Origin of the sequence: Mesorhizobium sp. 1B3 (assembly GCF_050958605.1) — a bacterium.
GTDB lineage: Bacteria > Pseudomonadota > Alphaproteobacteria > Rhizobiales > Rhizobiaceae.
Window position 1 is genome coordinate 1,037,018 of record NZ_JBJHDO010000001.1, and the last position, 24,002, is coordinate 1,061,019.

The window sequence follows — 24,002 nt, forward strand, 5'->3', positions numbered from 1 at the left end:
ACATCCTCATGATTATGCTAATGTTTTGTGGCTTCGACATTGTGGAGAACGGTCCAGCGTGGCTGGTCGTCATTCGGTGTGCCGTGGGATGGTTGGGTTTTCGGATGTCGCTGCTTTCGGGATGCAAGCGGACCCTTGCGAACTGCCGTGAAGGTTCCATGCGATTGCGGAACCACGCAGATCAAACCCAGCTAGGTCAGTATCGTTGACATAAATCGGATCCCGGCGCTTTATGCTGAGCGCCATCCCACGAGCGACGTGCACGTTGCTCATGGGATGGCTTGGTTAGGCAAGGAGAAGATTGTGTCGACCTGGGAAGAAAAATATGCGGCACGTGCTGTGCGCATGCGTGCGTCGGAGATACGGGAACTGCTGAAGCTGCTCGATCAGCCGCATATCATCTCCTTCGCCGGCGGCATTCCCGATCCCGCGCTCTTCCCTAACGACTCCTTTCGAGAAGCCTACGAGAACGTCCTTTCGGGGGAAGGGGCGGGAGCGGCTCTGCAGTACTCGGTCAGCGAAGGCTATCTGCCGCTCCGGGCATGGCTGGTTGATCACATGGGTTCGCTCGGTGTTCCCTGTGCGCCCGAGAACGTCATGATCGTTTCCGGGTCGCAGCAGGCGCTCGACTATCTCGGCAAGCTGTTCCTGTCCCCCGGCGACACGGCGCTTGTCGCGCGGCCGACCTATCTCGGAGCCCTCCAGGCATTCAACGCCTATGAGCCCCGTTACGACCGGCTCGCGCCGGAAGGCAACAACATGACCCCCCAAGCTTATCGGGATGCTGCCGAGAAGGCGGGCGGGCGCGTCGCGCTGGCCTATCTCACACCGGAATTCTCCAACCCGACCGGCGAGACCATCGATCGCGCGGCGCGCGAACGCCTGCTCGATTTGACTGACGAATTGGATATTCCGCTGATCGAGGATGCCGCCTATCAGGCGCTGCGCTACGATGGCGATCCGGTGCCGCCCATCCTCGCGCTCGACGTCGAGCGCAGCGGTGGCATCGACAACACCCGCACGATCTATTGCGGCACGTTCTCCAAAACCCTGTCGCCGGGCCTGCGCATGGGCTGGATCTGCGGCGCCGCGCCGGTTATCCGCAAATTGGTCCTGATGAAACAGGCGTCGGACCTGCACAGCCCGACGATCAACCAGGCCGTCATGCACGACGTCGCGCTGCGCCACTACGACTCCCACACGGCGATGCTGCGCGACGCCTATCGTCGTCGGCGCGACCTCCTGCTGCAGGCGCTGGAAAGACACATGCCGGAAGGCACGAGTTGGACCAAGCCCGAGGGCGGCATGTTCATATGGGTCACCTTGCCCGAGGGCATGGACGGCGGGGCGCTCCTTGCCCGCGCCATCGAAACCGAACATGTCGCCTTCGTACCCGGGCAGGCCTTCCACGCCGATGGTTCGGGTGCCAATACCATCCGCCTCAGTTTTTCTCTGGCCGACGAGACCGCCGCGGAAGAAGGGATGACCCGGCTCGGGCGACTGATCCGGCGAGAAGCTTCCGGCCGCTAACTCTCCCGCTAAGCCTCGGCCTGCCAGAGCGAATAGAGGCAGTTCTACGGCAGCGGGAGTAGCTTAGCTCGCAGCAAAATACGTCATCAGGTTTCGTCTCCCGATTGCCACGAGAGAATGGCTCAGCAGGACGCTACCAAATCGGCAAGACGCTGGCCGAGTGGGCGCCGCGCATCGGCCAGGTCGAGAACGATTGTAAGATGGTTCAGCCCGGCCTCGTTCCTGTTTTCAGAGGCCTGTGCGTGGCGCGTCAACTGCTCGACCAGCCGCTGGGCTTGATCGTGGAACGGAGGGGTTTCCTTTTCCCCTCGGGCGATGATGCGAAGCGGACCCGCATGCTGCGTCGCAGTCAGGGGCGACCAGGCCGCTGCTTCATCGGGGCGCATCTTCGCCTCTTCCTTAAGGAAGCTGGCGGGAATGCCCGACAGGTCATAGATCCCGCTGACTAGCAGCATTCCTTTCAGATCCGGCAGGTCGGGACTTGTGGTCTCATCCGCTCCGGTGGAGGCGAGATACGAGGCCAGGTGGGCTCCGGCGGAGTGGCCGCTGGCGGTAAACCGGGCCGGATCCATGCCCAGGGCAGGGGCGATTGACAGCAGATGACGGGCAGCCGCCCGCACCTGCGCGACTATGGCGGCAAGGCGGGTGTCGGGCATCAACTCATAGGTGACGATAGCGGCGACGCCGCCCGCCTCCAGAACCGGGGCCGCGACCAAACGGTGATCTTCTTTGTTGCCTGATCGCCAATAGCCGCCATGGATGAACATATGGAGGGGCGCACCCGTGGCTGAGTTGGAGGGAAACAGGATGTCCATTCGCTCTCGCGTACCGGGACCATAGGGTACGTCGACTTTCATGGTCACCTGCGCTGCCAGTTCGCGCGATCGCGCAGCGGTTTCGGCCATGATCTCGTCGAAATCCGGAATGAAGTCGCGGTTTCGATAAAAGTCCTTGTCCATCCTGCTTCCCTTGCGTCAGAAATTCACCGCGAAATATTTCGGCTCCATGAACTCGAGGATGCCGCTCACGCCACCCTCGCGTCCCAATCCGCTTTGTTTGGCACCACCGAACGGTGCGGCCGGATCTGACATCAGGCCGCGATTGATGGCAATCATGCCGCTTTCGATACCCCTGCCAACCCGCAATGCGCGCGAGAGATCGCGGGAATAGACGTAGGCGGCCAAGCCGTATTCGGTGTTGTTCGCAAGTCTTATCGCCTCCTCCTCCGTTTCGAAGCGATACACCGGAGCGACGGGACCGAAAATTTCTTCATGGGCGATTTCGGCATCGGTCGGCACGTTCTCCAGCACGGTCGGGGGATAGAAATAGCCGTTGCCCGACAGGGGAGATCCCCCGGTTCGAACCTTGGCCCCGCGCGAGATCGCCTCGCTCACCAGACGATCGATTTTCGACACGGCCTTCGTCGTGATCATCGGACCCACCTGCGTGGCCGGATCAATCCCGGGGCCGACCTTCAGCGCTTCCATCCGTTTCGTCAGGCCCGCGACAAAGGTATCGTGGATTCCCGCCTGTACGTAGAACCGATTCGCCGCAGTGCAGGCCTCCCCCGCATTGCGCATCTTGGCGATCATCGCACCATCGAGCGCGGCCTCCAGATCGGCATCGTCGAAGACGAGGAAGGGCGCGTTGCCGCCGAGTTCCATCGAACAGGAGACTACAGTCCTCGCTGCCTCGGCCAGCAGAATTCGGCCGACCCCCGTCGACCCGGTGAATGATAGTTTCCGCACGCGCGGATCGTCGAGCATGGCGGAGACGACAGGGCCCGGCTTGGAGGTGGTCAGGACGTTGACGACGCCCGGCGGTACGCCGGCCTCGGCGCCGAGGCGGGCCATGGCATAGGCGGTTAGGGGCGTCTCGGAGGCGGGTTTCAGGATCACCGTGCAACCCGCTGCCAATGCGGGACCGATTTTGCGAGTGGCCATTGCAGCGGGAAAGTTCCACGGCGTGATCAGAACCGAGATTCCAATCGGATCGTGATCGACAAGAATATGGTTGGCACCCGAAGGAGCGTGGCGAAACTCGCCGGGGACGCGCACCGCTTCCTCGGCATACCAGCGGAAGAATTCGGCGGCATAGGCTAACTCTCCGCGCGCATCGGGCAGGGCCTTGCCGTTCTCCAGAGAGACGAGCACGGCGAGTTCCTCCGAATGATCGGTCATTAGCGAGAACCAGCGACGCAGGATTTCGGCGCGCTGCCGCGGGGAGGTGGTGCGCCAACCCGCCGCCGCCGCTTCCGCCGCGTCGACAGCACGAAGCGCATCCTCGATCGAGGCATCGGGCACCTCGGCTATCACCTTGGCGGTCGAAGGGTCCACGATCGGTATCCCCGAACCGGGCAGCCATGCGCCGCCGATGTAGAGGCCGTGACTGTGAAGCGACGGATCGGCGTAGTTGGCGTCGCGGGGGTGGAGATTCATCGAATAGGTCCTTCCGGTTACTGGATCAGGCTGTGGTCGCCAGTGAAGGCGGCCTGCAACAGGCGGGTCATGCCCTCCCGGTCGATAGGGCGGGGGTTGTTCTGGATCAGCCGTTCGATCCCGCAGGACTGCTCGGCGACCCAGTCGAGCCGGTCCTCGGCGAGGCCCAACGCCTTCAGCGTCGGTGGGATGCCTATGCGGGCGAAAAGGGCAGCTGTAGCGGGAATGACCTCATCGACGGATCCGAGCCCTGTCACGGCGGCGATCTGCGCAAGCTCCGTCTTGATGGTGGGGCGGTTCCACTCCATGACCCAGGGCATCAGGCAGGCCACGCCCGCGCCATGAGCCGTATGGGTCAGCGTGCCCACCGGATATTGGATCGCATGGGCCGCGGCCGTTCCCGCAACACCGAAGGCAAGGCCGGCGAACATGGATCCCTGCATCACCTTGCTCCGCGCTTCCATGTTGCCACCATCCCGGCAGGCGATCTCCAGCCCTTGCCACAAATGCGCGATCGCGATCAGTGCAAACTGGTCCGAGATAGCATTCTTGCCTATGAACACCCGTTCCTGAGTCAGCGTGGCGGTGGTTGGGCGGCGGGTAGCGGTGAAGGCCTCGATGGCGTGAGTCAGCGCGTCGGCTCCGGCGATTGCCGTCAACCCCGTGGGGCAAGTCAGTGTCAGTTCCGGGTCGCAGATCGCTGCGGCGGGGATCAGGTACGGGCTGGAAATGCCAACCTTCAGGCTACGCTCGGCGTCCGAAAGGACGGCGACAGGCGTGACCTCCGATCCGGTCCCGGCGGTGGTCGGAATTGCGATCAGGGGCAGGATCGGGCCGGGCACCTTGAGTTCGCCGTAGTAGTCCTGCGGCCTGCCGCCATGCGTCAGCAAGAGCGCCATGCACTTCGCCATGTCGAGGCAGGAGCCGCCGCCGATTCCGATCACCAGATCGGGAGCAAAGCCTGTCGCGGCCTCCGCGGTGGCGATGACGGCGTCGACCGGCACGTCCGGCGGCGTGCCGCTTTCGACGTGGACGGATAGACCCGCCCGGTCCAGGTCCGCGATCATGGCGAGGAAGTCACCATCCGCCGCCATCCTTGCATCAGTGACGACCAACGCCCGGTTCCCCAGGCGCGAGGCGACAAGGCCAAGCGCCTTTCGTTGGCCGGCACCGAAGATGATCTCGCGCGGCGCTCTGATCGTGCCGAATTGCTGCATATTTGGTATCCTCCAGTTCAAGTCAGGCGGGCTGCAAGGTCCGCAGTTCGTTCAACAAGGCTTCGGGTACGTCGATTCCGTCGCGTAGTGTGGCGGAACGCCGCGTGCGCATCCCATCGCCGGGAACCGCTATCGGCCGATTGATGTCGACCGGGCGCGAGCACCTCAGCGCGTCGAGATAGGCGGCAAGCCGGGTTATGGTTCGTTCGTCCGCACCGGGATCGATCAGGATCAGCACGTCGCCTTTGTTGGCCGGGTGCGTCGTGTCGAGCGTGCCATGAATCTCGGGTGCGAGGTCGGAGCCCGCCAGCGCGGCCACCAGCAGTTCGAAGGCCAACCCGAGGCCGTAGCCCTTGGCATCGCCGAAGGGGGCGATCGCCCCTGACTTTGCGGCTTCGGCGTCTGTGGTCGGGTTGCCATCCACATCGACTGCCCATCCTTGCAGCAGGCTCTCACCACGCAGGGCGTAGTTGTGGATCTTGCCCATGGAGACGAGGCTCGTCGCCAGATCCAGTACGAAGGGCGTCTCGCCGGTAGGAATACCTATGGCGATGGGATTGGTGCCCAGCATCGCCTCCGTGCCCCCAAAGGGATGAACCAACGCCTCGCTCGTCGAAAGCAAGATGCCGATCAGCCCACGCCGCGCCGCCTGTTCGGCGTAGTAGGCCAACATTCCGATGTGGTTCGCATCGCGAATCGCGGCGAGAGCAAGGCCCGAATTCTCAATTGCCGGTAAAAGCGCCTCAAGCGCGCTCATCACGGCGACCGGTCCCAAGGCGCGCTGGCCGTCGACCTGCAGCAGAGCGTGCCCACGCCATCGATGCGTTCCCGTCGCGAACGGATTGGCCAGGCCACGGTCGATGCGCGCGAGCAGTCGTGGTAGGCGCTGAAGCCCATGCGAAGGCAGGCCGCGCAGTTCGGCTTCGATCAACAGATCAGCCTGTAGCCAAGCCACCTTCGGTGGCGCGCCACGCTCCTCCAGCAAGCCGGTAGCCAGCCTTCTCAGATCGGATTCAGCGACCCGCATCGGAAATCCTATTTCAAATCGTATATGATATTGTGTTTGACATTCGATATCGTATTTGCAATTCATTCGGCCGTGTCAAGTCGAAGATGCGAGGATGAATTGATGGGAGCCGCTGCGGAGCGTGACGGGAGCAAAGCCGCCATGGTGCGTCCAGCAAGCGTCGTGGACGGCGTCTATGACAACGTCTACGAGCGCCTGATGTCGCTGGAGATCGCGCCGGGTGCGCGCATCCCGATCGATGTGATCGCCCGCGATCTGAATGTCTCGCAGACACCAGTGCGCGAGGCGCTCTCGCGGCTGGAGCGCGAAGGCCTGGTGCGCAAGGCGCATCTGATCGGATACAGTGCCGCACCGCAGTTGACGCGCAAGCAGTTTGACGATCTTTACACCTTCCGCCTGCTGCTCGAGCCCGAAGGGGCGCGACTGGCAACTCTGAATATGACGCCGGTCGCGCTGAAGGCGCTGGAGGAGACTGCCGCCGACATGGGGCGTGGGGCGCCGCCGGTGGATCGCACCAGCCGCTACTCGCGCTTTGCGCGCGCCGATGCGCATTTCCACGACGAGATCCTCAAGATCGCCGGGAATGAGGTAATACGCTCGACCCTGTTCAACCAGCATGTGCATCTGCACATCTTCCGCCTGATGTTCCATAGCCGCGTCACACAAGAAGCGCTGGAAGAACATGAAAACCTGCTCGCCGCCTTCCGCGCGGGCGATGCCGCAGCGGCCGAGAACGCGATGCGCGCACATATCTCACGCTCGCGTGACCGGCTGCTCGCCGCCTTCGAATGACCATGTCCAAGACGCTGCCTGTTTCCGGCCCGGCTCCGGTGGTTGCTACTGGCCCGTCCCCGGCGATGCGTGCCGAGGGACTGGGCAAGGCCTATGGTGCGATCACCGTGCTGACCGATGTCACGCTCGATATCTACGCAGGCGAGGTGCATGCGATCATCGGTGAGAACGGGGCGGGAAAATCCACGCTGATGAAGTTGCTGTCCGGTCATTTGCGCCCGACGGCAGGGCATATGTCGATGGCGGGCCAGTCGACCGAATTCGACGATGCGGTTGCCGCTGAGGCGGCGGGAGTGGTGCTGGTTCATCAGGAAATCCTGTTGGCCCCCGATCTGACCGTGGCGGAAAATCTGTTCCTCGGCCGTGAACTGACACGCGGGCTGATCGCCGATGATCGAACGATGAACCGACGAGCGGCGGAAACCCTCGCTTCGATCGGCGCGCATTGCCATCCACGAGACCGGGTGGGCGACCTGCCACTCGCCCAGCGGCAGCTGGTACAGATCGCCCGCGCACTGCTGGAGCCGCGCAAGGTGGTGATCTTCGATGAACCCACTGCCGTTCTGGCCAACGACGAAGTGACCGCCCTTCTCAATGTGGTGCGGGGCCTGCGCGACAAGGGCGCGGCTGTTCTCTACATCTCTCACCGGCTGGATGAGGTGGAGGCGCTGGCCGACCGAATTACGGTTTTGCGCGACGGCAAGATGATCGGCACGTGGCCCGCGAAGGGGTTGTCGCAGCGCGACATGGCCGAACTGATGGTCGGCCGCGAACTGGATATGCTCTACCCCCGCAAGCGGCCCGCGCCACAGGGCGATCCGCTGCTGGTGGTCGAGAGCCTTTCGATCGATCATGGCGCGCAGCAGGGCAGCTTTTCTCTGCGAGCCGGCGAGGTCCTGGGCATTGGTGGCATGATCGGCTCGGGCCGGACCGAGTTGTTCGAGGGCCTGCTAGGGCTGCGCCGTTCCCACGCAGGGTGTGTGACGCTGAACGGGGCCGCGATTGTGCATCGCTCGGTCGACGCCTGGCAGAGCGCGGGGCTGGTCTACCTGACCGAAGATCGCAAGGGAAAGGGCCTGCTGCTGGAGGCATCTCTAGCGGGCAACCTGACCCTTCAGGCGCTTGATGTCGTGCACCCCCGGCTGGCGCTGGATCGCCGCAGAGAGGCGGCGGAGCTCGACCGCGCCTTGCTGGAATACGATATTCGCGTCCGCTCGACCCGCCTGGACGCGGGCCAGCTTTCGGGCGGCAATCAGCAGAAGCTGCTTTTGGCCAAGGTGATGCTGACCGACCCTTCCGTCGTGATCATCGACGAACCGACCCGCGGTATCGATATCGGCAATAAGAGCCAGATCTACGAGTTCATCGACAGGCTGGTCCGGGTCGGTAAGGCCTGCGTCGTGATCTCGTCCGAACTGCCCGAACTCGTGGGGCTGTCCGACCGGGTTCTGGTGATGCGAGGGGGGCGCATCGTGGCCGAACTGATCGGCGAGCAAATTACCGAACAGAACGTCGTCTATGCGGCGACCAGCGGAAAGGGTCACGAGCCCGCTCTGCGCGCAACCGAGGGGAAAGCGCAATGACAAGCGTCACAGCTACGGCGGCGGGCAACGAGGGCTCGCTCCGCATCCGTTGGGCCGATATGGGCCCGTTCATCGCGCTGGGGGTGGTGGTGCTGATCGGAACGCTGATCAACAGCAGTTTCGTCGCTGACACCAATATCGCCAATGTTGTCACCCGCTCCGCCTTCATCGCGATCATTGCCGTGGGCGCGACCTTTGTCATCTCGTCGGGCGGGCTTGATCTCTCGGTCGGCTCGATGATGGCCTTCGTGACCGGCATTATGATCCTGACGATGAACCGACTGGAGCCGTCGATGGGCGCAAATGCCATTCTGGTCGGCGCGGGGGTCGGTTTGTTGGTCGGCGCGCTGTGTGGCTTGCTCAACGGACTGATCGTGACGGTTGGTAAAATTGAGCCTTTTATTGCCACACTTGGTACCATGGGGATCTTCCGCGCCCTGATAACATGGATGTCGGATGGCGGCTCGATCCCGATCGACCGTGCCCTGCGCGACCCCTATCGCCCGGTCTATTTCGGCAACGTGCTCGGCATACCCGTGCCCGTACTCATCACGCTGGTCGTGGTTCTGATCGGGGCGTTCGTCCTTTACCGAACCAAATACGGGAGGCGCTGCATGGCGGCGGGATCGAACGCCGAGGTGGCGCGCTTCTCGGGAGTCTCGGTGGCGAAGGTCCGTACTACCGCTTTTGTAATCCAGGGCCTGTGCGTCGCCACCGCCGCTATCTGCTACATCCCCCGTCTTGGCGCGGCCACGCCCACCACCGGACAACTTTGGGAACTACAGGTGATCACCGCCGTGGTGATCGGCGGAACCGCACTGCGCGGTGGCAAGGCGAGGATCTGGGGCACGGTCGCGGGTGCGCTGATCCTCGAAGTGATCGCCAACCTCATGGTGCTTTCAAACATGGTGTCCGAATACCTCGTGGCCGCCGTGCAAGGGGTGATCATCATCCTCGCAATGCTTGCCCATCGCTTCATGAAATAGCCGCCTGAGGCTGGCGGCCATCAGTTCGAAAAAGGAGGAAATGTAGATGACGACTATCACCAAGCGCGCCCTTGGCCTGCTTTCAGCAGCCAGCCTCGTAGCAATTGCCGCGACTGCGGCAATCGCACAGGACAAGAGGACCATAGCCGTCTCGATCCCGGCTGCGACCCACGGCTGGACCGGTGGCGTGGTCTACCACGCCGAACAGGCTGAAAAGGAGATCGAGGCCGCTTTCCCGAACATCGATGTGATCGTGAAGACCTCGCCCTCGGCTACAGCACAGGTCTCGGCACTGGAAGACCTCTCCGCCAGCCAGAAGCTCGACGCTCTGGTCATCCTGCCGTTCACCTCGGAAGAGTTGACCGGCCCGGTCGAGCAGGTGAAGGCGAACGGCACCTTTATCGCCGTTGTCGACCGTGGCCTGACCGACCCTGCCATTCAGGATCTCTACGTCGCCGGCGACAATGTTGCCGTCGGGGCCAACACCGCGAAGTGGCTGGCGGAAAAGCTGGGGAACGAGGGCAAGATCGTCGTCTTGCGCGGTATTCCGACGGTGATCGATGACGAGCGCATCCAGGGCTTTACCGACGTCATCAAGAGCACAAAGATCGAAGTCCTCGACATCCAGTATGCCAACTGGAATCAGGACGAGGCCTTCAAACTGATGCAGGACTATCTCGCCAAATATCCGCATATAGATGCCGTCTGGGCCAATGACGACGACATGCTTTTGGGCGTGTTGGAGGCGGTCAAGCAATCCGGTCGGACCGAGATCAAATATGCGCTTGGCGGCAACGGCATGAAGGATGTCGTCGAGATGGTGATGGCGAAAGACGCCGTTACTCCGATCTCAACACCTTATCCTCCTTCGATGATCAAATCGGCCATCTACATGACCGCCGCGCAATTTGCGGGGCAGGCGCCGGTGCGCGGGAGTTTCAAACTGGACGCCCCCTTGATCACGCCTGAGAACGCCGAGCAGTTCTACTTCCCCGACTCGCCGTTCTGATGACCCTTGCCCAAGGCGCCTGTATCCCGGGCCTTTTTGACATACAGACAGGAGACCAATCATGAGTGGCAAAAAAATCCTCATGCTCTGCGGCGAGTTCACGGAGGAGTATGAAATCTACGTCTTTCAGCAGGGGATGGAGGCTGTCGGACATATCGTCCACGTCGTCTGCCCCGACAAGAAAAAGGGCGAGATGATCCAGACCTCGCTGCATGACTTCGAGGGCCATCAGACCTATGTCGAGCGCTACGGGCACTTGGCCGAGATCAATAAGACCTTCTCCGAGGTCAACCTCGAGGAATATGATGCCGTCTACTGTGCTGGCGGGCGTGGGCCGGAATACATCCGAACCGACAAGCGCGTCCAGGCCATGGTGCGCCACTTCCATGAGACCGGAAAGCCGATCTTCACGATCTGCCACGGCGTCCAGATCCTTGTGGCAGTGGATGGCGTGGTGCGAGGCAAGAAAGTGGCGGCCCTCGGCGCCTGCGAGCCGGAAGTGATCTTGGCGGGAGGCACCTATATCGACGTGAAGCCGCATGAGGCCTTCGTCGATGGCAACATGGTCTCAGCCAAGGGCTGGACCGGTCTGGCGGCCTTCATGCGCGAATGCCTGAAGGTACTAGGGACCAAGATCTCCCACGGCTGAACCATTTTGCAAGGAGGGCGCTTTGGCGCCCACCTTTCATCGATCGATTCAGCGGCAAGGCGCCGCGCTTAGAGCGTGTCGCTGGCAATCGGATTCGGATGACACGCTTTAGGTCTTTGTTTTTGCCGCATTCTCGCGACGCCGACCGATTTCCGGTCGGCTGCGAAATGCTCTAGGCGCCTACAACGCCGACAGCTTCTCCGGTTTTTCGGGAATGTTGAGCATCGGCGCGGTGCGGAACAGATCCGTCATGGAGCGTAGCACGCGCGTCGTATTGGCGGATAGGACAGGCGGCCGTCCTGCGTCGGGCGCGGCCTCTCCTTCGGCTGTCTTTTTGTTCTTCTCCGCGGCCTTGGCGGCCACCTCGGGCGAAACGAATGGATTCTCTATGCCGGGAATCGGCTTTATGTCGATGTTCTGATGGGCATAGGCCATCAGCCGCTGCCAGGTCATTGCAGGCAATGAGCCTCCGGTCATTTCCTTCGTCGAGGTGAAGTCGTCGTTACCCATCCACACCGCGGCGGTGTAGTTGCCGGTGAAGCCGACATACCAGGCGTCGCGATAGGCCTGCGTGGTGCCGGTCTTTCCTGCCGAACGGATGCCGGGCAGCGCGGCGCGGCGTGCAGTGCCGATCTCGGGTATCTGGACGAGAATCGAGTTCATTTCGGCGAGTGCTTTTTCCGACAGAACGCGACGCGGCTTCGCAGCGTCGCGTTCGAAATCGTAGATCACCTCGCCGGAATGAGTGACGAGCTGTGTTATGCCGTGCCGCAGTCCGGCATAACCGTTGTCGGCGAACACGCTATAGCCGGTCGCCTGATCCATGACGGTCATCCCTGATGTGCCCAGGACCATGGTCTTATGGGAGCTGATCTCCGATTCCACGCCCATCGCCTTGGCCAGTTCCTTGATGGGCTTGGTGGTCAAATGGTCCTTGGCCAGCCGCACCGGGACGGTATTGATCGACTTGATCAGCGCCATGGCGAGCGTGGTGCGTCCGGAATAGCCGCGAGAATAGTTCTTCGGTGACCAGCCACCCCAGGAGATCGGGCCGTCAGAGATCACGTAGTCCGGCGTGAGGCCGCTCTCCATCGCGGCGGCATAGACGTAAGGCTTGAAGGAGGAGCCGGCCTGGCGCAACGCCTTGGTGGCGCGGTTGAACTGGCTCGTCCCGTAGTCGCGTCCGCCGACGATCGCCCGTACGGCGCCATTGGTCTCGATGACGACGATCGCGCCTTCGGTAACACCGTAATCCTTGCCGAACTGCCGCAGATGGTATTCCAGAGATTCCTCAGCCGCCGATTGGATGTTCATGTCGATCGTGGTGCGTGCGACCATCGAATGCATGCCGGATTTCTCGGCAACGCGCTTGGCTTCCTCGAATGCCCAATCCAGGAAATAATCCGGGCTCTTGCTGTTGCCGCGGTCAATGACGTTGGCCGGGTGTAGGCGCGCCGAAAGCACTTGGCCCTCGGTCATGAAGCCACCTTGCACCAGATTGGTCAGGACCTCATTGGCGCGTGCGCGGGCAGCGGGCAGGTTGACATGAGGCGCGTATTTCGCGGGAGCCTTGAACAGTCCGGCCAGCATGGCCGCCTCTGCAAGGGTCAAATCCTTTATCTTTTTGCCGAAATAAAAGTCGGCGGCGGCGGCGATGCCAAAGGTGCCGCCGCCCATATAGGCGCGGTCGAGATAGAGCTGGAGAATTTCCTTCTTCGTGAGGTTCATCTCCAGCCAGAGCGAAAGGAACGCCTCCTTGATCTTGCGTTCGACGGTGCGCTCGTTCGACAGGAAGAGGTTCTTTGCCAATTGCTGAGTGATGGTGGAGCCGCCCTGCACGACGGAATTGGCGCGCACATTCTCCTGCATGGCGCGCGTAAGGCCGAGAAAGTCGATGCCGAAATGGGTGAAAAACCGGCGATCCTCGGTCGCCAGAACCGCCTTGACGACATGGTCGGGAAATTCGTCGACCGGCACGGAATCGCGCTGGATGATGCCGCGCTGCCCAATCTCGTTGCCGTAGCGGTCGAGGAAGGTGACGGCGAAGTCGCCCTGCGAACGCCAGTCCTTGGACGTTTCCTCGAATGCGGGCATGGCCAGCGCAAGCAGGACGACCGAACCCGCTGTCCCGAGCGTCGCGGCTTCGCTGGCGAGTTCGACGGCGGCCCGCCGCCAGCCGGTAACGCGGAAGCGCCGGAAGAAGATGGTCAGCGTTTCCCAGAGCTCGCGGGCTTTGAACCCCGCATCATAGAGGCTCGAATCGATCCAGGCATCGATGGCCAGCAGGCGTTTGGCCTTCAAGCCTTGCGACTTCCGTGGTTCGACAGGATCCGCCATCGTACACCTTGCCTCCATGAACATGTGGGAGCCAAACCGGGAATGTCACGGAATGGCCGCAAGGAGGCCGCCGTTTTTCCCTGATTTTCCTACCGGCGGCAAGAACAAAGCCTACTGACCGATAGCTTTTCGTAAACACGGTAAAGTGTAGGAACTGCCCTGTGGAAACGGCGTTCGAGACGTTTCACCGCAGGTATGACAGCAGAGAGGGAGGAAACATGGCGTCTCTGGCCACCGACCTGCAGGACGCGGTCTTGCGTACGCTCTCCACCGAAGCGGCTCTGCCAGGTATTTCAAGCGTGCACGACAGGACGCCGGCCGGATATCCTCACATCACCTTCGGACGAACCGGCGTCTGCGACTGGAGCGGCACGGAAAACGAGAATGAACAACTCTTCACGCTTCATGTATGGTCGAAGGCGCGCAGCGACGATGAAGCCCTGTCCATCATGCAACGCGCCAGGGCGCTTCTAGACGGGCGCACGCTTGCCCTTGGTGACGGGGAGGTCGCGGCGGTGCGTCTGGAGTTCACGGAAGCCCGCCATGACGAGGACCTCGAACTTCGCCATGGCTTGCTTCGATTCCGCGCGACAGCAGGCGCCGCCCCCAGGCGAGCTCGCCGTCCGCGGGGCATGACGAAGGCCTGATCCTTCTTCCCCATACTGCTTCCACTTCCCGGTGTTTTGTCGTTAGATGCCGGAAAGGTTACATTGCCGTTCATTTCGTGTTCAGGACCCGTGATTTAGAAGCAGGCATGACAGTTTTCCGCACCCTTCTTCGCATACCCTTTGCCGCGCTTCGAATGGCGGCGGTGGTTGCCGTGCTTGGGGCGACGGCCCCCACGGTAGCCGCGGCGGATTGCTTTGCGATCGGGCAGCAAGTCGCGGCGCAAAACGGCGGAACCCTCGCCAGGGCCACGCCTGCCACGCAGGACGGGCAGCCCGTATGCCGGATAGTCGTGCTCCTCCCCGCCAAGGAGGGCGAGCGCCCGCGCAGGGCCGAATTCGTCGTGCCGCAGAATTGACGATCACGATTTTCCAATCCTGCCAATTCGGCCTATACCTTCCGACGCCGTCTCAACAGCCGATGTGATTCCATGCGCATACTCGTCGTCGAGGATGACAAGGACCTGAACCGCCAGATTTCCGAGGCGCTCGTCGATGCGGGCTATGTCGTCGACCGCGCCTTCGATGGCGAGGAGGGGCATTATCTTGGCGAGACGGAACCTTACGACGCCGTGGTGCTCGATATCGGCCTGCCGCAGATGGACGGGATCAGCGTGGTCGAGCGCTGGCGGCGCGACGGCCGGAAAATGCCCGTGCTGATGCTGACGGCGCGCGACCGCTGGAGCGACAAGGTGGCTGGCATCGATGCCGGCGCGGACGACTACGTCACCAAGCCCTTCCACATCGAGGAGGTGCTGGCGCGCGTGCGCGCATTGATTCGTCGGGCGGCTGGTCACGCATCTTCGGAACTGATCTGCGGCCCGCTGCGCCTCGACACCAAGGCTTCGAAAGCCGACGTGAACGGCATGCCCTTGAAACTCACCTCTCACGAGTTTCGGCTGCTCGCCTATCTTATGCATCATGTCGGCGAAGTGGTTTCGCGCACCGAGCTGGTGGAGCATCTTTACGATCAGGATTTCGACCGCGATTCCAACACGATCGAGGTCTTTGTCGGACGGTTGCGCAAGAAGATGGGCGTGGACATGATCGAGACCGTGCGCGGCATGGGCTATCGCATGCGCGAGCCCGGGGCGTGAGCGGCGGCGCGTTCGCGATCTGAAGTCATGGCGACCCTCAGGATCGTTCCACGCTCACTGACCATCAGGGTCATTGCGCTTTCCACGATCTGGGCGGTTCTGGCGCTGATCGCCATCGCCACGGTCATCACAACGCTCTATCGCCAGGCAAGCGAACGCGGTTTCGAGAGCCTGCTTTCGGCGCATCTCTTCAACCTGATCGGCTCGGTGGGGGTTTCGGGCGGCGGATCGCTGATCGGCAGCCCCGACCTCGGCGATCTCAGGTTCTCCGAACCCGCTTCCGGATGGTATTGGTCGGTCGAGCCGGTTTCGGAGGGCCTCATCGGCGAGCTCCACTCGCCCTCCATGACGCGATCGATCCCATCACCGCTGGTGTCGGAGGTTCCCTTCACTGCCCAATTCCAGCGCGGCTACACGGCCGAGGGTATTGCCGGCGAGAGGCTGCGGGTCATTGAAAGCGAGTTCGTTCTCGATATCCGCAATCGCATTGCGCGTTTTAGGGTCATGGGTAACCTGAGCGAGCTGGACGCAGAGATCGACAGTTTCGAGCGCCGCCTCTACACCTATCTGTCGATCTTCGGTGTCGGCATGATTGCCATCAATGCCGGGGCCATCTTGCTCGGACTGCAGCCGTTGCAGCGTGTGCGCAATGCTCTGGCCCAGGTTCGCGAAGGCACGGCTCAACGCCTTGACGGCAGTTTTCCTGCCGAGATCGAGCCGCTGGCCAACGAGACGAACGCCCTGATCGAGAACAACCGGCGAATCGTCGAGCGCTCGCGGACGCAGGTCGGCAATCTCGCTCATTCCCTCAAGACGCCGCTGGCGGTGCTGCTCAACGAGGGCCGGCTTATCGGCGGAGACAAGGGCAGGCTCATCACCGAGCAGACCACGGCCATGCAGAAGCAACTCGATCACTATCTGCAGCGGGCGCGCATCGCCGCTCAGCGCGACAGCGTCGTCTATCGCACACCCGTCGGCACCTCGCTCAAGCGCATGATCCGAGTCATGGAGAAGCTCAATCCCAAGATCGGCATGCGGCTCTCTCTACCGTCCAACGAACTCCTGTTCGCCGGCGAACGCGAGGATCTCGAGGAGATTTCCGGGAATCTCCTGGAGAACGCGATGAAATGGGCTTCGTCTACAGTCGCGGTTTCGGTGACCGCTGGAGAGGAGCAGCAGCGCGACGCGACTTTCGTGCTGGCGATCGAGGATGACGGGCCTGGTATTCCGGAAGCCGAGGCGCGCGAGGCGCTGAAGCGGGGGAGACGGCTGGATGAGACCAAGCCGGGTACCGGTCTCGGGCTGGCAATCGTCGCCGACCTGATCAATGAATATGGCGGACGGCTGGCGCTGGAACGCTCCGCGCTGGGCGGGCTCAAGGCCATCGTCGAGCTCAAACGAGCGCAGTAATTGTCGTCGAACGTAGGATAGCAACTTGGTCCAAATTCGGTCAAAGATCGGCATTAGCGGGTTTCGCTGTTGCGAGGACCTGGCTCGTTCAACCTCGAATTGTGGCAGACCGGTGCGGACGATGAGATTTCAGGTGGCGGTGGTCGCCGGATTGCTGGCTGTTTCGGGCTGTACGACAATGGGGATCGGGCGCGGAACCAATGCAGGCTCCGGCGGCGCTATCAGCGAGGCGAAGCCCGAGCAGGTCGCCACGACGATCATCAGCGCCATGGGGGGAGGGCTGATCGGCGGCTCGATCGGCAATGGGCTCGACAATACCGAACGGCGCAGCGCGCTCGAGGCAGAGTACCGGGCGCTCGAACATACGCCGAGCGGACAGGTGGTGACCTGGCGCGGCGACGATGGACGGTATGGCGAAGTGGTCGCCGCTCAGCCCTACCGGGTTGGCTCGCAGGATTGCCGCCAATACAAGCATACGGTCATCGCCAACGGAGAGCCGAAGACGGTGCGTGGCACAGCCTGCCGCAATCCTGACGGCAGTTGGACACCTCTGACCTGATCGGTCGCCAGATCCGGCGCGGAGCCGGCTGGCACTCGTCAATTGGCCGCATCACGTGATCATTGGCACCGGTCGCAGCAAGGGTTATGTCATCGGCATGTTCTTCTGGTTTGCCGCAGCCTTGCTTACCCTTGCTGCCAGTCTGGCCGTGCTGATGCCGCTGGCACGTCGGGAGCCCGACCGGCCAGGCGCGGGCGAGCACGATCTCGAAGTCTACAAGGACCAACTCGCCGAGCTGGACCGGGACGCCGGCCGCGGCCTGATCCAGCCGTCGGAAGCTGGCGAGGCACGAGCTGAAATCGGCCGGCGCATTCTCAAGGTGGCTGCCGGCGCACAAGCTGGCGGCGAGCCGACAGGCCGGCTCGCGACGCGGCTCGTCGGCATGGCCGCGGTGCTTGCCGTGCCGTTGGTGAGCTGGGCTTTTTACAGCTACCTCGGGTCGCCTGATCTACCATCCGAGCCTCTGCAGGCCCGACTGGAGGCCGATCCGGCGAAAAGTCCGGTCGAGGAACTGGTGGCACGGGCCGAAGCTCATCTGGCCGCCAATCCGGATGACGGCAAGGGATGGAACGTTCTGGCGCCGATATATCTGCGCGTCGGGCGGTTCCAGGATGCCGTGACGGCCTACGGCAATGCGATCCGGCTGGAGGGCGCGACCGCGAATCGCGAGGCCGGGCTCGGCGAGGCTATCGCGGCAACGGCTGGAGGCGCCTTGAACCCCGAGGCGCGTGCGGCCTTCGAACGGGCCCTCAAGCTGGAGCCCGGCAATCCGAAGGCGCGATTCTTTCTTGCCGCTGCCTTGTCGCAGGACGGCCGCGTCGAGGAGGCGAGCGCCGGCTGGCGAGCCATGGTCGCGGATTTACCCGCCGATTCGCCGTGGCGCGCCGCAGCGAAGCAGGCCCTTGCCGAAACAACGAAACGCCTGACCGGGACCAGTGAACCCGCCGGATCGCCCGGCCCCTCGCAGGAGGACATGGATGCGGCAGCCTCGATGTCCGATGCCGACCGCACAGCCATGATCGAGACCATGGTCGCCAATCTGGACGAGAAGCTGCGGCAGAATCCCAAGGATCCGGAAGGATGGCGCAGACTGGTGCGTTCTTACATGGTGCTCGATCGCCGGACGGAAGCGGCGGCGGCGCTGGACCGCGGCGTCACGGCGCTGGGCGCCGGTAGCACCGATGCTGCCGCGCTGCTGGAGTTCGCCGCCGGACTGGGCCTGACGCGAACCGAGTAGGACGATGACACGCAAGCAGAAGAGATTGTCGGTGATTGGCGGGGCGCTGGCCTTTCTCGGCCTCGCCACCTTTCTGACGTTCTACGCGCTCGGACAGAAGGCGTCCTATTTCTATATGCCTGGCGATCTTGCCGAGAACCCTGTCGCGCAAGGCCAGCGCATCCGGTTGGGCGGCCTCGTAGCGAAAGGCTCGATCCAACGCGGACAGGGCACGGAGGTCGATTTCGCCGTCACCGACCAGGTCGAAACCGTGAAGGTGGTCTATAACGGCATTCTGCCGGACCTTTTCCGGGAGGAGCAGGGTGTCATCACCGAAGGTAGCTTCGATGCCAGTGGCATCTTTATCGCAGACAGCGTTCTGGCCAAGCACGACGAAACCTACATGCCTAGGGAAGTCGCGGAAGGCCTGAAGGAAAAAGGCCTCTGGCAGGAGCAGTAGAGCGATGGTTGAGATCGGTCACTTCGCCCTTGTACTCGCTTTCGCTCTGTCCCTCGTCCAATCGAGCGTGCCGGTGATCGGTGCCCGGATCGCCAACCAACGGCTGATGGCGGTCGGCGAGCCCGTGGCCATCATGGGCTTCGTCCTGACGGCCTTGTCCTTCTTCGTGCTGACGCTCGCCTATGTGCGGTCGGATTTCTCCGTGGCGAATGTCTGGGAGAACTCCCATTCGCTGAAGCCGATGTTGTTCAAGGTCACGGGCACCTGGGGCAATCACGAAGGCTCGATGTTGCTCTGGGTGCTCATCCTGGCGTTCTTCGGCTCGCTCGTCGCCGTGTTCGGGCGCAACCTTCCGGCGTCCCTGCGAGCCAATGTCCTGTCGGTCCAGGGCGTGATCGGCGCGGCGTTTCTTCTTTTCATCCTCGTCACCTCCAATCCCTTCACGCGTCTTTCGCCGGCGCCGTTCGAAGGGCGGGACCTCAATCCTATCCTGCAGGATGTCGGCCTGGCTGTTCATCCGCCGCTTCTCTATCTCGGCTATGTCGGATTCTCCGTCTGCTTCTCCTTTGCCGTGGCGGCGTTGATCGACGGCAGGATCGATGCTGCCTGGGCGCGCTGGGTCCGGCCCTGGACGCTCGCTGCCTGGACCTTCCTGACCGGCGGCATCGCCATGGGCTCCTATTGGGCCTATTACGAACTGGGCTGGGGTGGGTTCTGGTTCTGGGACCCGGTCGAGAACGCTTCCTTCATGCCTTGGCTTGCCGGAACGGCTTTGCTTCATTCGGCGATCGTCATGGAGAAACGTTCGGCGCTGAAAGTGTGGACCCTGCTGCTGGCGATACTCACTTTCTCGCTATCGCTGCTCGGCACCTTTCTCGTTCGCTCCGGCGTGCTGACCTCGGTCCACGCGTTTGCCACCGATCCGAGCCGCGGCGTCTTCATCCTCGGCATCCTCACCTTTTTCATCGGCGGTTCGCTCGCTCTTTTCGCTTTTCGGGCGTCATCACTGACCACCGGAGGCGTGTTTCATCCGATCTCGCGGGAGGGCGCATTGGTGCTGAACAACCTGTTCCTCACCACTGCCACGGCGACGGTTCTGATCGGCACGCTCTATCCGCTCTTCATCGAGGCATTCACGGGCGACAAGATCTCCGTGGGTGAGCCATTCTTCAACCTGACCTTCGGCCCGCTGATGGTGCCACTGCTGGTCATGGTGCCGTTCGGGCCGCTGCTGGCCTGGAAACGTGGGGATCTGCTGGCCGCGGCGCAGCGGCTGCTCACTGCCTTTGCCTGCGCCTTGGCCGTCGTGCTCGTCCTCCTTCTTTTCGTCGACGGTGCGAGCGTCCTGGCTGCTCTGGGTGCGGGGCTCGCCGCCTGGCTCGTGCTCGGCGCGCTGACCGATCTGTCCTTGCGCGCCGGTGTAGGTTCGGTGAAGCCGAATGTCGCTTTCCGACGGTTTGTCGGCCTGCCGAAATCCGTCTTCGGCACCGCGCTGGCCCATATGGGGCTTGGCCTGACCGTCCTTGGAATTGTCGGCGTCACGGCCTTCGAGGGCGAGAGGATCGTCGCCATGCGGCCCGGCGAAACCGTTGACATCGCTGGTTACACGCTGCGCTTCGAAGGTATCGCGAGCGTCAGGGGCCCGAACTACACCGAGGATCAGGGACGCTTCCCCTTGTTCGACTCGAAGGGCCGCAAACTCGGAGAGATCATGTCGTCCAAGCGGCTCTACCCAGTGCGCCAGATGCCGACTACGGAGGCTGGCATCAGAACGCTTGGCTTGAGCCAGCTCTATGTCTCCCTGGGCGACGCGACGCCGTCCGGCGCCATCGTCGTGCGGATCTGGTGGAAGCCGTTGGTGACTTTGATCTGGGGTGGTTGCGTGGTGATGATGGTGGGCGGTTTCGTATCGTTGGCGGATCGCCGACTGCGTGTCGGCGCCCCCTCGCGCAAGAAACCTCGCGGCACCTCCAAGCCTGCAGCTGCAACGTCATGAGTTTCGGCAAGACCTTAGCCTGTCTCGTCCTGCTTGTGGCGCTTTTCGCGGGCCATGCGGCACGGGCGGTTCAGCCGGACGAGGTTCTGAAGGATCCAGCGCTGGAGGAGCGCGCGCGCCGCCTGTCCTCCGAACTGCGTTGCATGGTGTGTCAGAACCAGTCGATCGACGATTCGGACGCTGATCTGGCGCGCGACCTGCGTATCGTCGTGCGGGATCGGCTCACTGCCGGAGACACGGACGCGCAGGTGCTCGACTATGTCGTATCGCGCTACGGCGAATTCGTCCTCCTGAAGCCGCGCTTCAACCTGCGCAATGCGCTCTTATGGTCGGTGCCGGCCATATTGCTGCTCGCAGGCGGCTTCTTCCTGTTCGTTTCGGCTCGCAGCCGCAAACGACCGGCAACGGGGGAACTGACCGAGGCTGAAAGCGAGGCGCTCGATCGGCTGCTGCGCGATGGCGAGTAGATCGAAAAACTTCTTGTAAAATCAGTAGTTTATTCAACATTACGAAAATTTCATTCGGTGGAAAGGACGCCGTAATGTGACGGCTCCTATCTCTCGGCTTAACGGATGCCGAAGCACGCATCCCGGAACCCGAGAGGACACGAGATCATGACTTCTTCCCCCAATCCGTCTTCGAGCCGCCGCAAGCGTCTTTTGGCTGCGGTTGCCTCTGTTGCGATCGCCGGCGCGATCGGCGCCGGCGCCATAGCGTCCGGCACAGCCCCAGTTCTTGCCGAAGCCGTGCGTGTCGAGGCACCGCAGGTGCCGAGCTTTGCCGATGTCGTGCAGCGAGTCAGCCCGGCGGTTGTCAGCGTCCGCGTGAAATCCAAAGTGCAGCCGGCCAGCGACGACAGCATGTTCTTTGGGCCTCGTGCGTTCGAGGATCTCCCCAACGACCACCCGCTCAAGCGCTTCTTCCGCGAGTTCCGCGGCGATCAGGATCGTGACGGGGGTCGGCGCTTCGAGCATCGCGAGCGCCGCGAGAGGGCGCGCCCCAGCTCCCAGGGCTCTGGCTTCTTCATCTCCGAGGACGGCTATCTGGTCACCAACAACCACGTGGTAGACGGCGGCTCCGAATTTACGATCGTGACCGACTCTGGCGACGAGATGGATGCCAAGCTGATCGGCACGGATCCGCGCACCGACCTCGCGGTGCTCAAGGTCGACAGCTCGGATAAGTTCACCTATGTCGACTTCGCAGACGACGGAAAGGTGCGGGTCGGCGACTGGGTCGTCGCCGTGGGCAACCCCTTTGGTCTCGGTGGCACGGTGACTGCCGGCATCGTGTCGGCTCGCGGCCGCGACATTGGCGCTGGCCCCTATGACGACTTCATCCAGATCGATGCGGCCGTCAACCGTGGCAACTCCGGCGGCCCGGCCTTCAATCTCAATGGCGAGGTGGTCGGCGTCAACACCGCGATCTTCTCGCCCTCCGGCGGGAATGTCGGCATCGCCTTCGCCATTCCTGCTTCGACCGCGCGTGAGGTCGTCCAGGATCTGATGAAGAACGGCAGCGTCTCGCGCGGCTGGCTCGGCGTGCAGATCCAGCCGGTGACCAAGGACATCGCCGAGTCGCTTGGCCTCTCGGCCGAGAAGGGCGCGCTGGTGTCGGATGTTCCGGCTGATGGTCCTGCCAAGAAGGCCGGCATTACGGCCGGTGATGTGATCACCGCCGTCGACGGCAAGGAGGTCGCGTCGCCGCGGGAGCTGGCGCGTCTCATTGCGAGCGTCCAGCCTGGCAAGTCCGTCGAAGTGTCGCTGTGGCGCAACGGCAAGTCCGAGAACGTCAAGGTCGACCTCGGCACGATGCCCGGCGCCGACAAACAGGCCAAGGTGGAGCAGCCTGCTCCGGCCGACGCAAACCTGCTCGAGGATCTTGGCCTGACCGTGACCCGCAACGAGGACGGGAAGGGCGTCGTGGTTACCGATGTCGAGCCCGGCAGCGATGCCGCTGACAGGGGCATCCAGGCGGGAGACGTGATCGTGTCGGTCAACTCGAAGGACGTGTCCTCGGGCGACGAGGTGACGGCAGCCGTGGCCGAGGCTGCGAAGTCCGGCCGCAAGGCGGTGCTCATGCAGGTCATGCGTGAGGATACGAGCCGCTTCGTAGCGCTCCCCGTCGAGCAAGGCTGAGCCGAGCCATGCAACCTTGCCGCTGGCTACTCCATCCCCGGGGTGGCCGGCGACAGGGCCGGGGTCGATGCTGCGTCAGTTCTTGCATCGGCTCCTGCGGCAGCGGGTCCCATCTCCCGCTGCCGCAACTTTGACCAGAGAGCGGGGAGTGTTTGAAATGCGCGCCAGGGCGGCAATCGAAGCAGATATCGCGTATAACACACCCATGAAGATTCTCGTGATCGAGGACGACCGCGAAGCAGCGGACTATATGGTGAAGGCCTTCGCCGAGGCGGGGCATACCGCCCATGTGGCCTCTGATGGCGAAACGGGCTTCGCGCTGGCCGATGCCGGCGACTACGACGTGATGGTGGTCGACCGCATGCTGCCACGTCGCGACGGGCTTTCGGTGATTGCCGCGCTTCGTTCGCGCGGCAACAAGACGCCGGTGCTCATCCTCTCCGCGCTCGGCGAAGTCGACGACCGTGTGACCGGGCTGCGCGCGGGTGGCGACGACTATCTCACCAAACCTTATGCCTTTTCCGAACTATTGGCGCGGGTCGAAGTGCTCAGCCGCCGTGTCGGCGCCAAGGAAGTCGAAACCCTCTACCGCACCGGGGACCTCGAGCTCGACAGGCTTTCCCATACGGTTCGCCGCGCCGGGAAGGAGATCATTCTCCAGCCCCGCGAATTCCGGCTGCTGGAATATCTCATGCGGCATGCCGGCCAGGTCGTGACGCGTACCATGCTGCTCGAAAATGTCTGGGATTATCATTTCGATCCGCAGACCAATGTCATCGACGTTCATGTCTCGCGTCTGCGGAGCAAGATCGAAAAGGGCTTCGATAGCGCCATTCTTCATACGGTCCGAGGGGCCGGTTACATGCTCAAGGCTTAGACCATCATGCACCTTG

At 62.7% G+C, this 24,002-nt stretch carries 22 protein-coding genes; 17 read left to right on the forward strand and 5 right to left on the reverse strand.

Going from position 1 to position 24,002, the window contains the following annotated elements; all coding sequences use genetic code 11:
* Positions 1-303: 303 nt before the first annotated feature.
* Positions 304-1,530, forward strand: coding sequence for a PLP-dependent aminotransferase family protein (locus ACCO56_RS04885; RefSeq protein ID WP_433638182.1), 1,227 nt, complete (start codon positions 304-306; stop codon positions 1,528-1,530).
* Positions 1,531-1,652: 122 nt separating this feature from the next.
* Here the strand turns inward: ACCO56_RS04885 and ACCO56_RS04890 are convergent, their stop codons facing one another.
* The 4 genes from ACCO56_RS04890 to ACCO56_RS04905 are packed head-to-tail and all read right to left on the reverse strand — an operon-like array spanning position 1,653 to position 6,212.
* The gene (locus ACCO56_RS04890; RefSeq protein WP_433638184.1) at positions 1,653-2,489 is read right to left on the reverse strand and encodes an alpha/beta hydrolase; all 837 of its coding nucleotides are present in this window, start codon (positions 2,487-2,489) and stop codon (positions 1,653-1,655) included.
* A gap of 15 nt (positions 2,490-2,504) precedes the next feature.
* Positions 2,505-3,968 carry an NAD-dependent succinate-semialdehyde dehydrogenase gene (locus tag ACCO56_RS04895; protein WP_433638186.1) on the reverse strand — a complete coding sequence of 488 codons (1,464 nt, stop codon included), beginning with the start codon at positions 3,966-3,968 and terminating at the stop codon, positions 2,505-2,507.
* 17 nt (positions 3,969-3,985) lie between these two features.
* Positions 3,986-5,185, reverse strand: a complete 1,200-nt coding sequence (locus ACCO56_RS04900; protein WP_433638188.1) for an iron-containing alcohol dehydrogenase — start codon at positions 5,183-5,185, stop codon at positions 3,986-3,988.
* Positions 5,186-5,207: 22 nt separating this feature from the next.
* Complete coding sequence (locus ACCO56_RS04905) at positions 5,208-6,212, reverse strand: Ldh family oxidoreductase (RefSeq protein WP_433638190.1); 1,005 nt, start codon at positions 6,210-6,212, stop codon at positions 5,208-5,210.
* A gap of 102 nt (positions 6,213-6,314) precedes the next feature.
* Here ACCO56_RS04905 and ACCO56_RS04910 point away from each other — a divergent pair, with 102 nt between their 5' ends.
* The 5 genes from ACCO56_RS04910 to ACCO56_RS04930 all read left to right on the forward strand — a co-directional run bounded on the left by ACCO56_RS04910 (position 6,315) and on the right by ACCO56_RS04930 (position 11,231).
* Entirely contained in the window at positions 6,315-7,004 is a 690-nt protein-coding gene (locus ACCO56_RS04910) for a GntR family transcriptional regulator (protein ID WP_433638192.1), read from the forward strand.
* A gap of 2 nt (positions 7,005-7,006) precedes the next feature.
* Positions 7,007-8,587 carry a sugar ABC transporter ATP-binding protein gene (locus ACCO56_RS04915; protein WP_433638195.1) on the forward strand — a complete coding sequence of 527 codons (1,581 nt, stop codon included), beginning with the start codon at positions 7,007-7,009 and terminating at the stop codon, positions 8,585-8,587.
* Positions 8,584-9,573, forward strand: a complete 990-nt coding sequence (locus ACCO56_RS04920) for an ABC transporter permease (RefSeq protein WP_433638196.1) — start codon at positions 8,584-8,586, stop codon at positions 9,571-9,573. The genes ACCO56_RS04915 and ACCO56_RS04920 overlap by 4 nt, the downstream gene beginning before the upstream one ends.
* 46 nt (positions 9,574-9,619) lie before the next feature.
* The gene (locus ACCO56_RS04925) at positions 9,620-10,582 is read left to right on the forward strand and encodes a substrate-binding domain-containing protein (protein WP_433638197.1); all 963 of its coding nucleotides are present in this window, start codon (positions 9,620-9,622) and stop codon (positions 10,580-10,582) included.
* Between the two features lie 61 nt (positions 10,583-10,643).
* A complete protein-coding gene (locus tag ACCO56_RS04930) occupies positions 10,644-11,231 on the forward strand; it encodes a DJ-1/PfpI family protein (RefSeq protein ID WP_433638199.1) in 588 nt (195 codons plus the stop codon).
* A 180-nt stretch (positions 11,232-11,411) separates the two neighbouring features.
* Here ACCO56_RS04930 and ACCO56_RS04935 read toward each other — a convergent pair whose 3' ends face one another.
* A complete protein-coding gene (locus ACCO56_RS04935) occupies positions 11,412-13,568 on the reverse strand; it encodes a transglycosylase domain-containing protein (RefSeq protein WP_433638201.1) in 2,157 nt (718 codons plus the stop codon).
* Positions 13,569-13,786: 218 nt separating this feature from the next.
* Here ACCO56_RS04935 and ACCO56_RS04940 point away from each other — a divergent pair, with 218 nt between their 5' ends.
* The 11 genes from ACCO56_RS04940 to ACCO56_RS04990 all read left to right on the forward strand — a co-directional run bounded on the left by ACCO56_RS04940 (position 13,787) and on the right by ACCO56_RS04990 (position 23,986).
* Positions 13,787-14,215 carry a DUF3168 domain-containing protein gene (locus ACCO56_RS04940; RefSeq protein WP_433638203.1) on the forward strand — a complete coding sequence of 143 codons (429 nt, stop codon included), beginning with the start codon at positions 13,787-13,789 and terminating at the stop codon, positions 14,213-14,215.
* Positions 14,216-14,322: 107 nt separating this feature from the next.
* Positions 14,323-14,592 (forward strand): hypothetical protein, encoded by a 270-nt coding sequence (locus tag ACCO56_RS04945; RefSeq protein WP_433638204.1) that lies wholly within the window; start codon positions 14,323-14,325, stop codon positions 14,590-14,592.
* 72 nt (positions 14,593-14,664) lie between these two features.
* A complete protein-coding gene (locus ACCO56_RS04950; RefSeq protein WP_433638206.1) occupies positions 14,665-15,330 on the forward strand; it encodes a response regulator transcription factor in 666 nt (221 codons plus the stop codon).
* A gap of 27 nt (positions 15,331-15,357) precedes the next feature.
* Positions 15,358-16,740, forward strand: coding sequence for an ATP-binding protein (locus tag ACCO56_RS04955; RefSeq protein ID WP_433638207.1), 1,383 nt, complete (start codon positions 15,358-15,360; stop codon positions 16,738-16,740).
* Between the two features lie 121 nt (positions 16,741-16,861).
* Positions 16,862-17,299: a hypothetical protein gene (locus ACCO56_RS04960; protein WP_433638209.1), complete on the forward strand. Its 438-nt coding sequence runs from the start codon at positions 16,862-16,864 to the stop codon at positions 17,297-17,299.
* Positions 17,300-17,396: 97 nt separating this feature from the next.
* Entirely contained in the window at positions 17,397-18,536 is a 1,140-nt protein-coding gene (gene ccmI, locus ACCO56_RS04965) for a c-type cytochrome biogenesis protein CcmI (RefSeq protein WP_433638349.1), read from the forward strand.
* Between the two features lie 4 nt (positions 18,537-18,540).
* On the forward strand, positions 18,541-18,975 hold the full coding sequence (ccmE, locus tag ACCO56_RS04970; RefSeq protein WP_433638211.1) for a cytochrome c maturation protein CcmE: 435 nt from the start codon (positions 18,541-18,543) through the stop codon (positions 18,973-18,975).
* Positions 18,976-18,979: 4 nt separating this feature from the next.
* Positions 18,980-20,971, forward strand: a complete 1,992-nt coding sequence (locus ACCO56_RS04975) for a heme lyase CcmF/NrfE family subunit (protein ID WP_433638212.1) — start codon at positions 18,980-18,982, stop codon at positions 20,969-20,971.
* A complete protein-coding gene (locus tag ACCO56_RS04980; protein WP_433638215.1) occupies positions 20,968-21,438 on the forward strand; it encodes a cytochrome c-type biogenesis protein in 471 nt (156 codons plus the stop codon). The genes ACCO56_RS04975 and ACCO56_RS04980 overlap by 4 nt, the downstream gene beginning before the upstream one ends.
* A 147-nt stretch (positions 21,439-21,585) precedes the next feature.
* Entirely contained in the window at positions 21,586-23,109 is a 1,524-nt protein-coding gene (locus tag ACCO56_RS04985) for a Do family serine endopeptidase (protein WP_433638217.1), read from the forward strand.
* A gap of 205 nt (positions 23,110-23,314) precedes the next feature.
* The gene (locus ACCO56_RS04990; RefSeq protein WP_433638351.1) at positions 23,315-23,986 is read left to right on the forward strand and encodes a response regulator transcription factor; all 672 of its coding nucleotides are present in this window, start codon (positions 23,315-23,317) and stop codon (positions 23,984-23,986) included.
* Positions 23,987-24,002: the final 16 nt, after the last annotated feature.

Coding starts and splice junctions, on each gene's coding strand:
- ACCO56_RS04890 (WP_433638184.1), bottom strand. CDS start 2,489: ATGGACAAGGACTTTTATCGAAACCGCGACTTCATTCCGGATTTCGAC.
- ACCO56_RS04895 (WP_433638186.1), bottom strand. CDS start 3,968: ATGAATCTCCACCCCCGCGACGCCAACTACGCCGATCCGTCGCTTCAC.
- ACCO56_RS04900 (WP_433638188.1), bottom strand. CDS start 5,185: ATGCAGCAATTCGGCACGATCAGAGCGCCGCGCGAGATCATCTTCGGT.
- ACCO56_RS04905 (WP_433638190.1), bottom strand. CDS start 6,212: ATGCGGGTCGCTGAATCCGATCTGAGAAGGCTGGCTACCGGCTTGCTG.
- ACCO56_RS04910 (WP_433638192.1), top strand. CDS start 6,315: ATGGGAGCCGCTGCGGAGCGTGACGGGAGCAAAGCCGCCATGGTGCGT.
- ACCO56_RS04915 (WP_433638195.1), top strand. CDS start 7,007: ATGTCCAAGACGCTGCCTGTTTCCGGCCCGGCTCCGGTGGTTGCTACT.
- ACCO56_RS04920 (WP_433638196.1), top strand. CDS start 8,584: ATGACAAGCGTCACAGCTACGGCGGCGGGCAACGAGGGCTCGCTCCGC.
- ACCO56_RS04925 (WP_433638197.1), top strand. CDS start 9,620: ATGACGACTATCACCAAGCGCGCCCTTGGCCTGCTTTCAGCAGCCAGC.
- ACCO56_RS04930 (WP_433638199.1), top strand. CDS start 10,644: ATGAGTGGCAAAAAAATCCTCATGCTCTGCGGCGAGTTCACGGAGGAG.
- ACCO56_RS04935 (WP_433638201.1), bottom strand. CDS start 13,568: ATGGCGGATCCTGTCGAACCACGGAAGTCGCAAGGCTTGAAGGCCAAA.
- ACCO56_RS04940 (WP_433638203.1), top strand. CDS start 13,787: ATGGCGTCTCTGGCCACCGACCTGCAGGACGCGGTCTTGCGTACGCTC.
- ACCO56_RS04945 (WP_433638204.1), top strand. CDS start 14,323: ATGACAGTTTTCCGCACCCTTCTTCGCATACCCTTTGCCGCGCTTCGA.
- ACCO56_RS04950 (WP_433638206.1), top strand. CDS start 14,665: ATGCGCATACTCGTCGTCGAGGATGACAAGGACCTGAACCGCCAGATT.
- ACCO56_RS04955 (WP_433638207.1), top strand. CDS start 15,358: ATGGCGACCCTCAGGATCGTTCCACGCTCACTGACCATCAGGGTCATT.
- ACCO56_RS04960 (WP_433638209.1), top strand. CDS start 16,862: ATGAGATTTCAGGTGGCGGTGGTCGCCGGATTGCTGGCTGTTTCGGGC.
- ccmI (WP_433638349.1), top strand. CDS start 17,397: ATGTTCTTCTGGTTTGCCGCAGCCTTGCTTACCCTTGCTGCCAGTCTG.
- ccmE (WP_433638211.1), top strand. CDS start 18,541: ATGACACGCAAGCAGAAGAGATTGTCGGTGATTGGCGGGGCGCTGGCC.
- ACCO56_RS04975 (WP_433638212.1), top strand. CDS start 18,980: ATGGTTGAGATCGGTCACTTCGCCCTTGTACTCGCTTTCGCTCTGTCC.
- ACCO56_RS04980 (WP_433638215.1), top strand. CDS start 20,968: ATGAGTTTCGGCAAGACCTTAGCCTGTCTCGTCCTGCTTGTGGCGCTT.
- ACCO56_RS04985 (WP_433638217.1), top strand. CDS start 21,586: ATGACTTCTTCCCCCAATCCGTCTTCGAGCCGCCGCAAGCGTCTTTTG.
- ACCO56_RS04990 (WP_433638351.1), top strand. CDS start 23,315: ATGAAGATTCTCGTGATCGAGGACGACCGCGAAGCAGCGGACTATATG.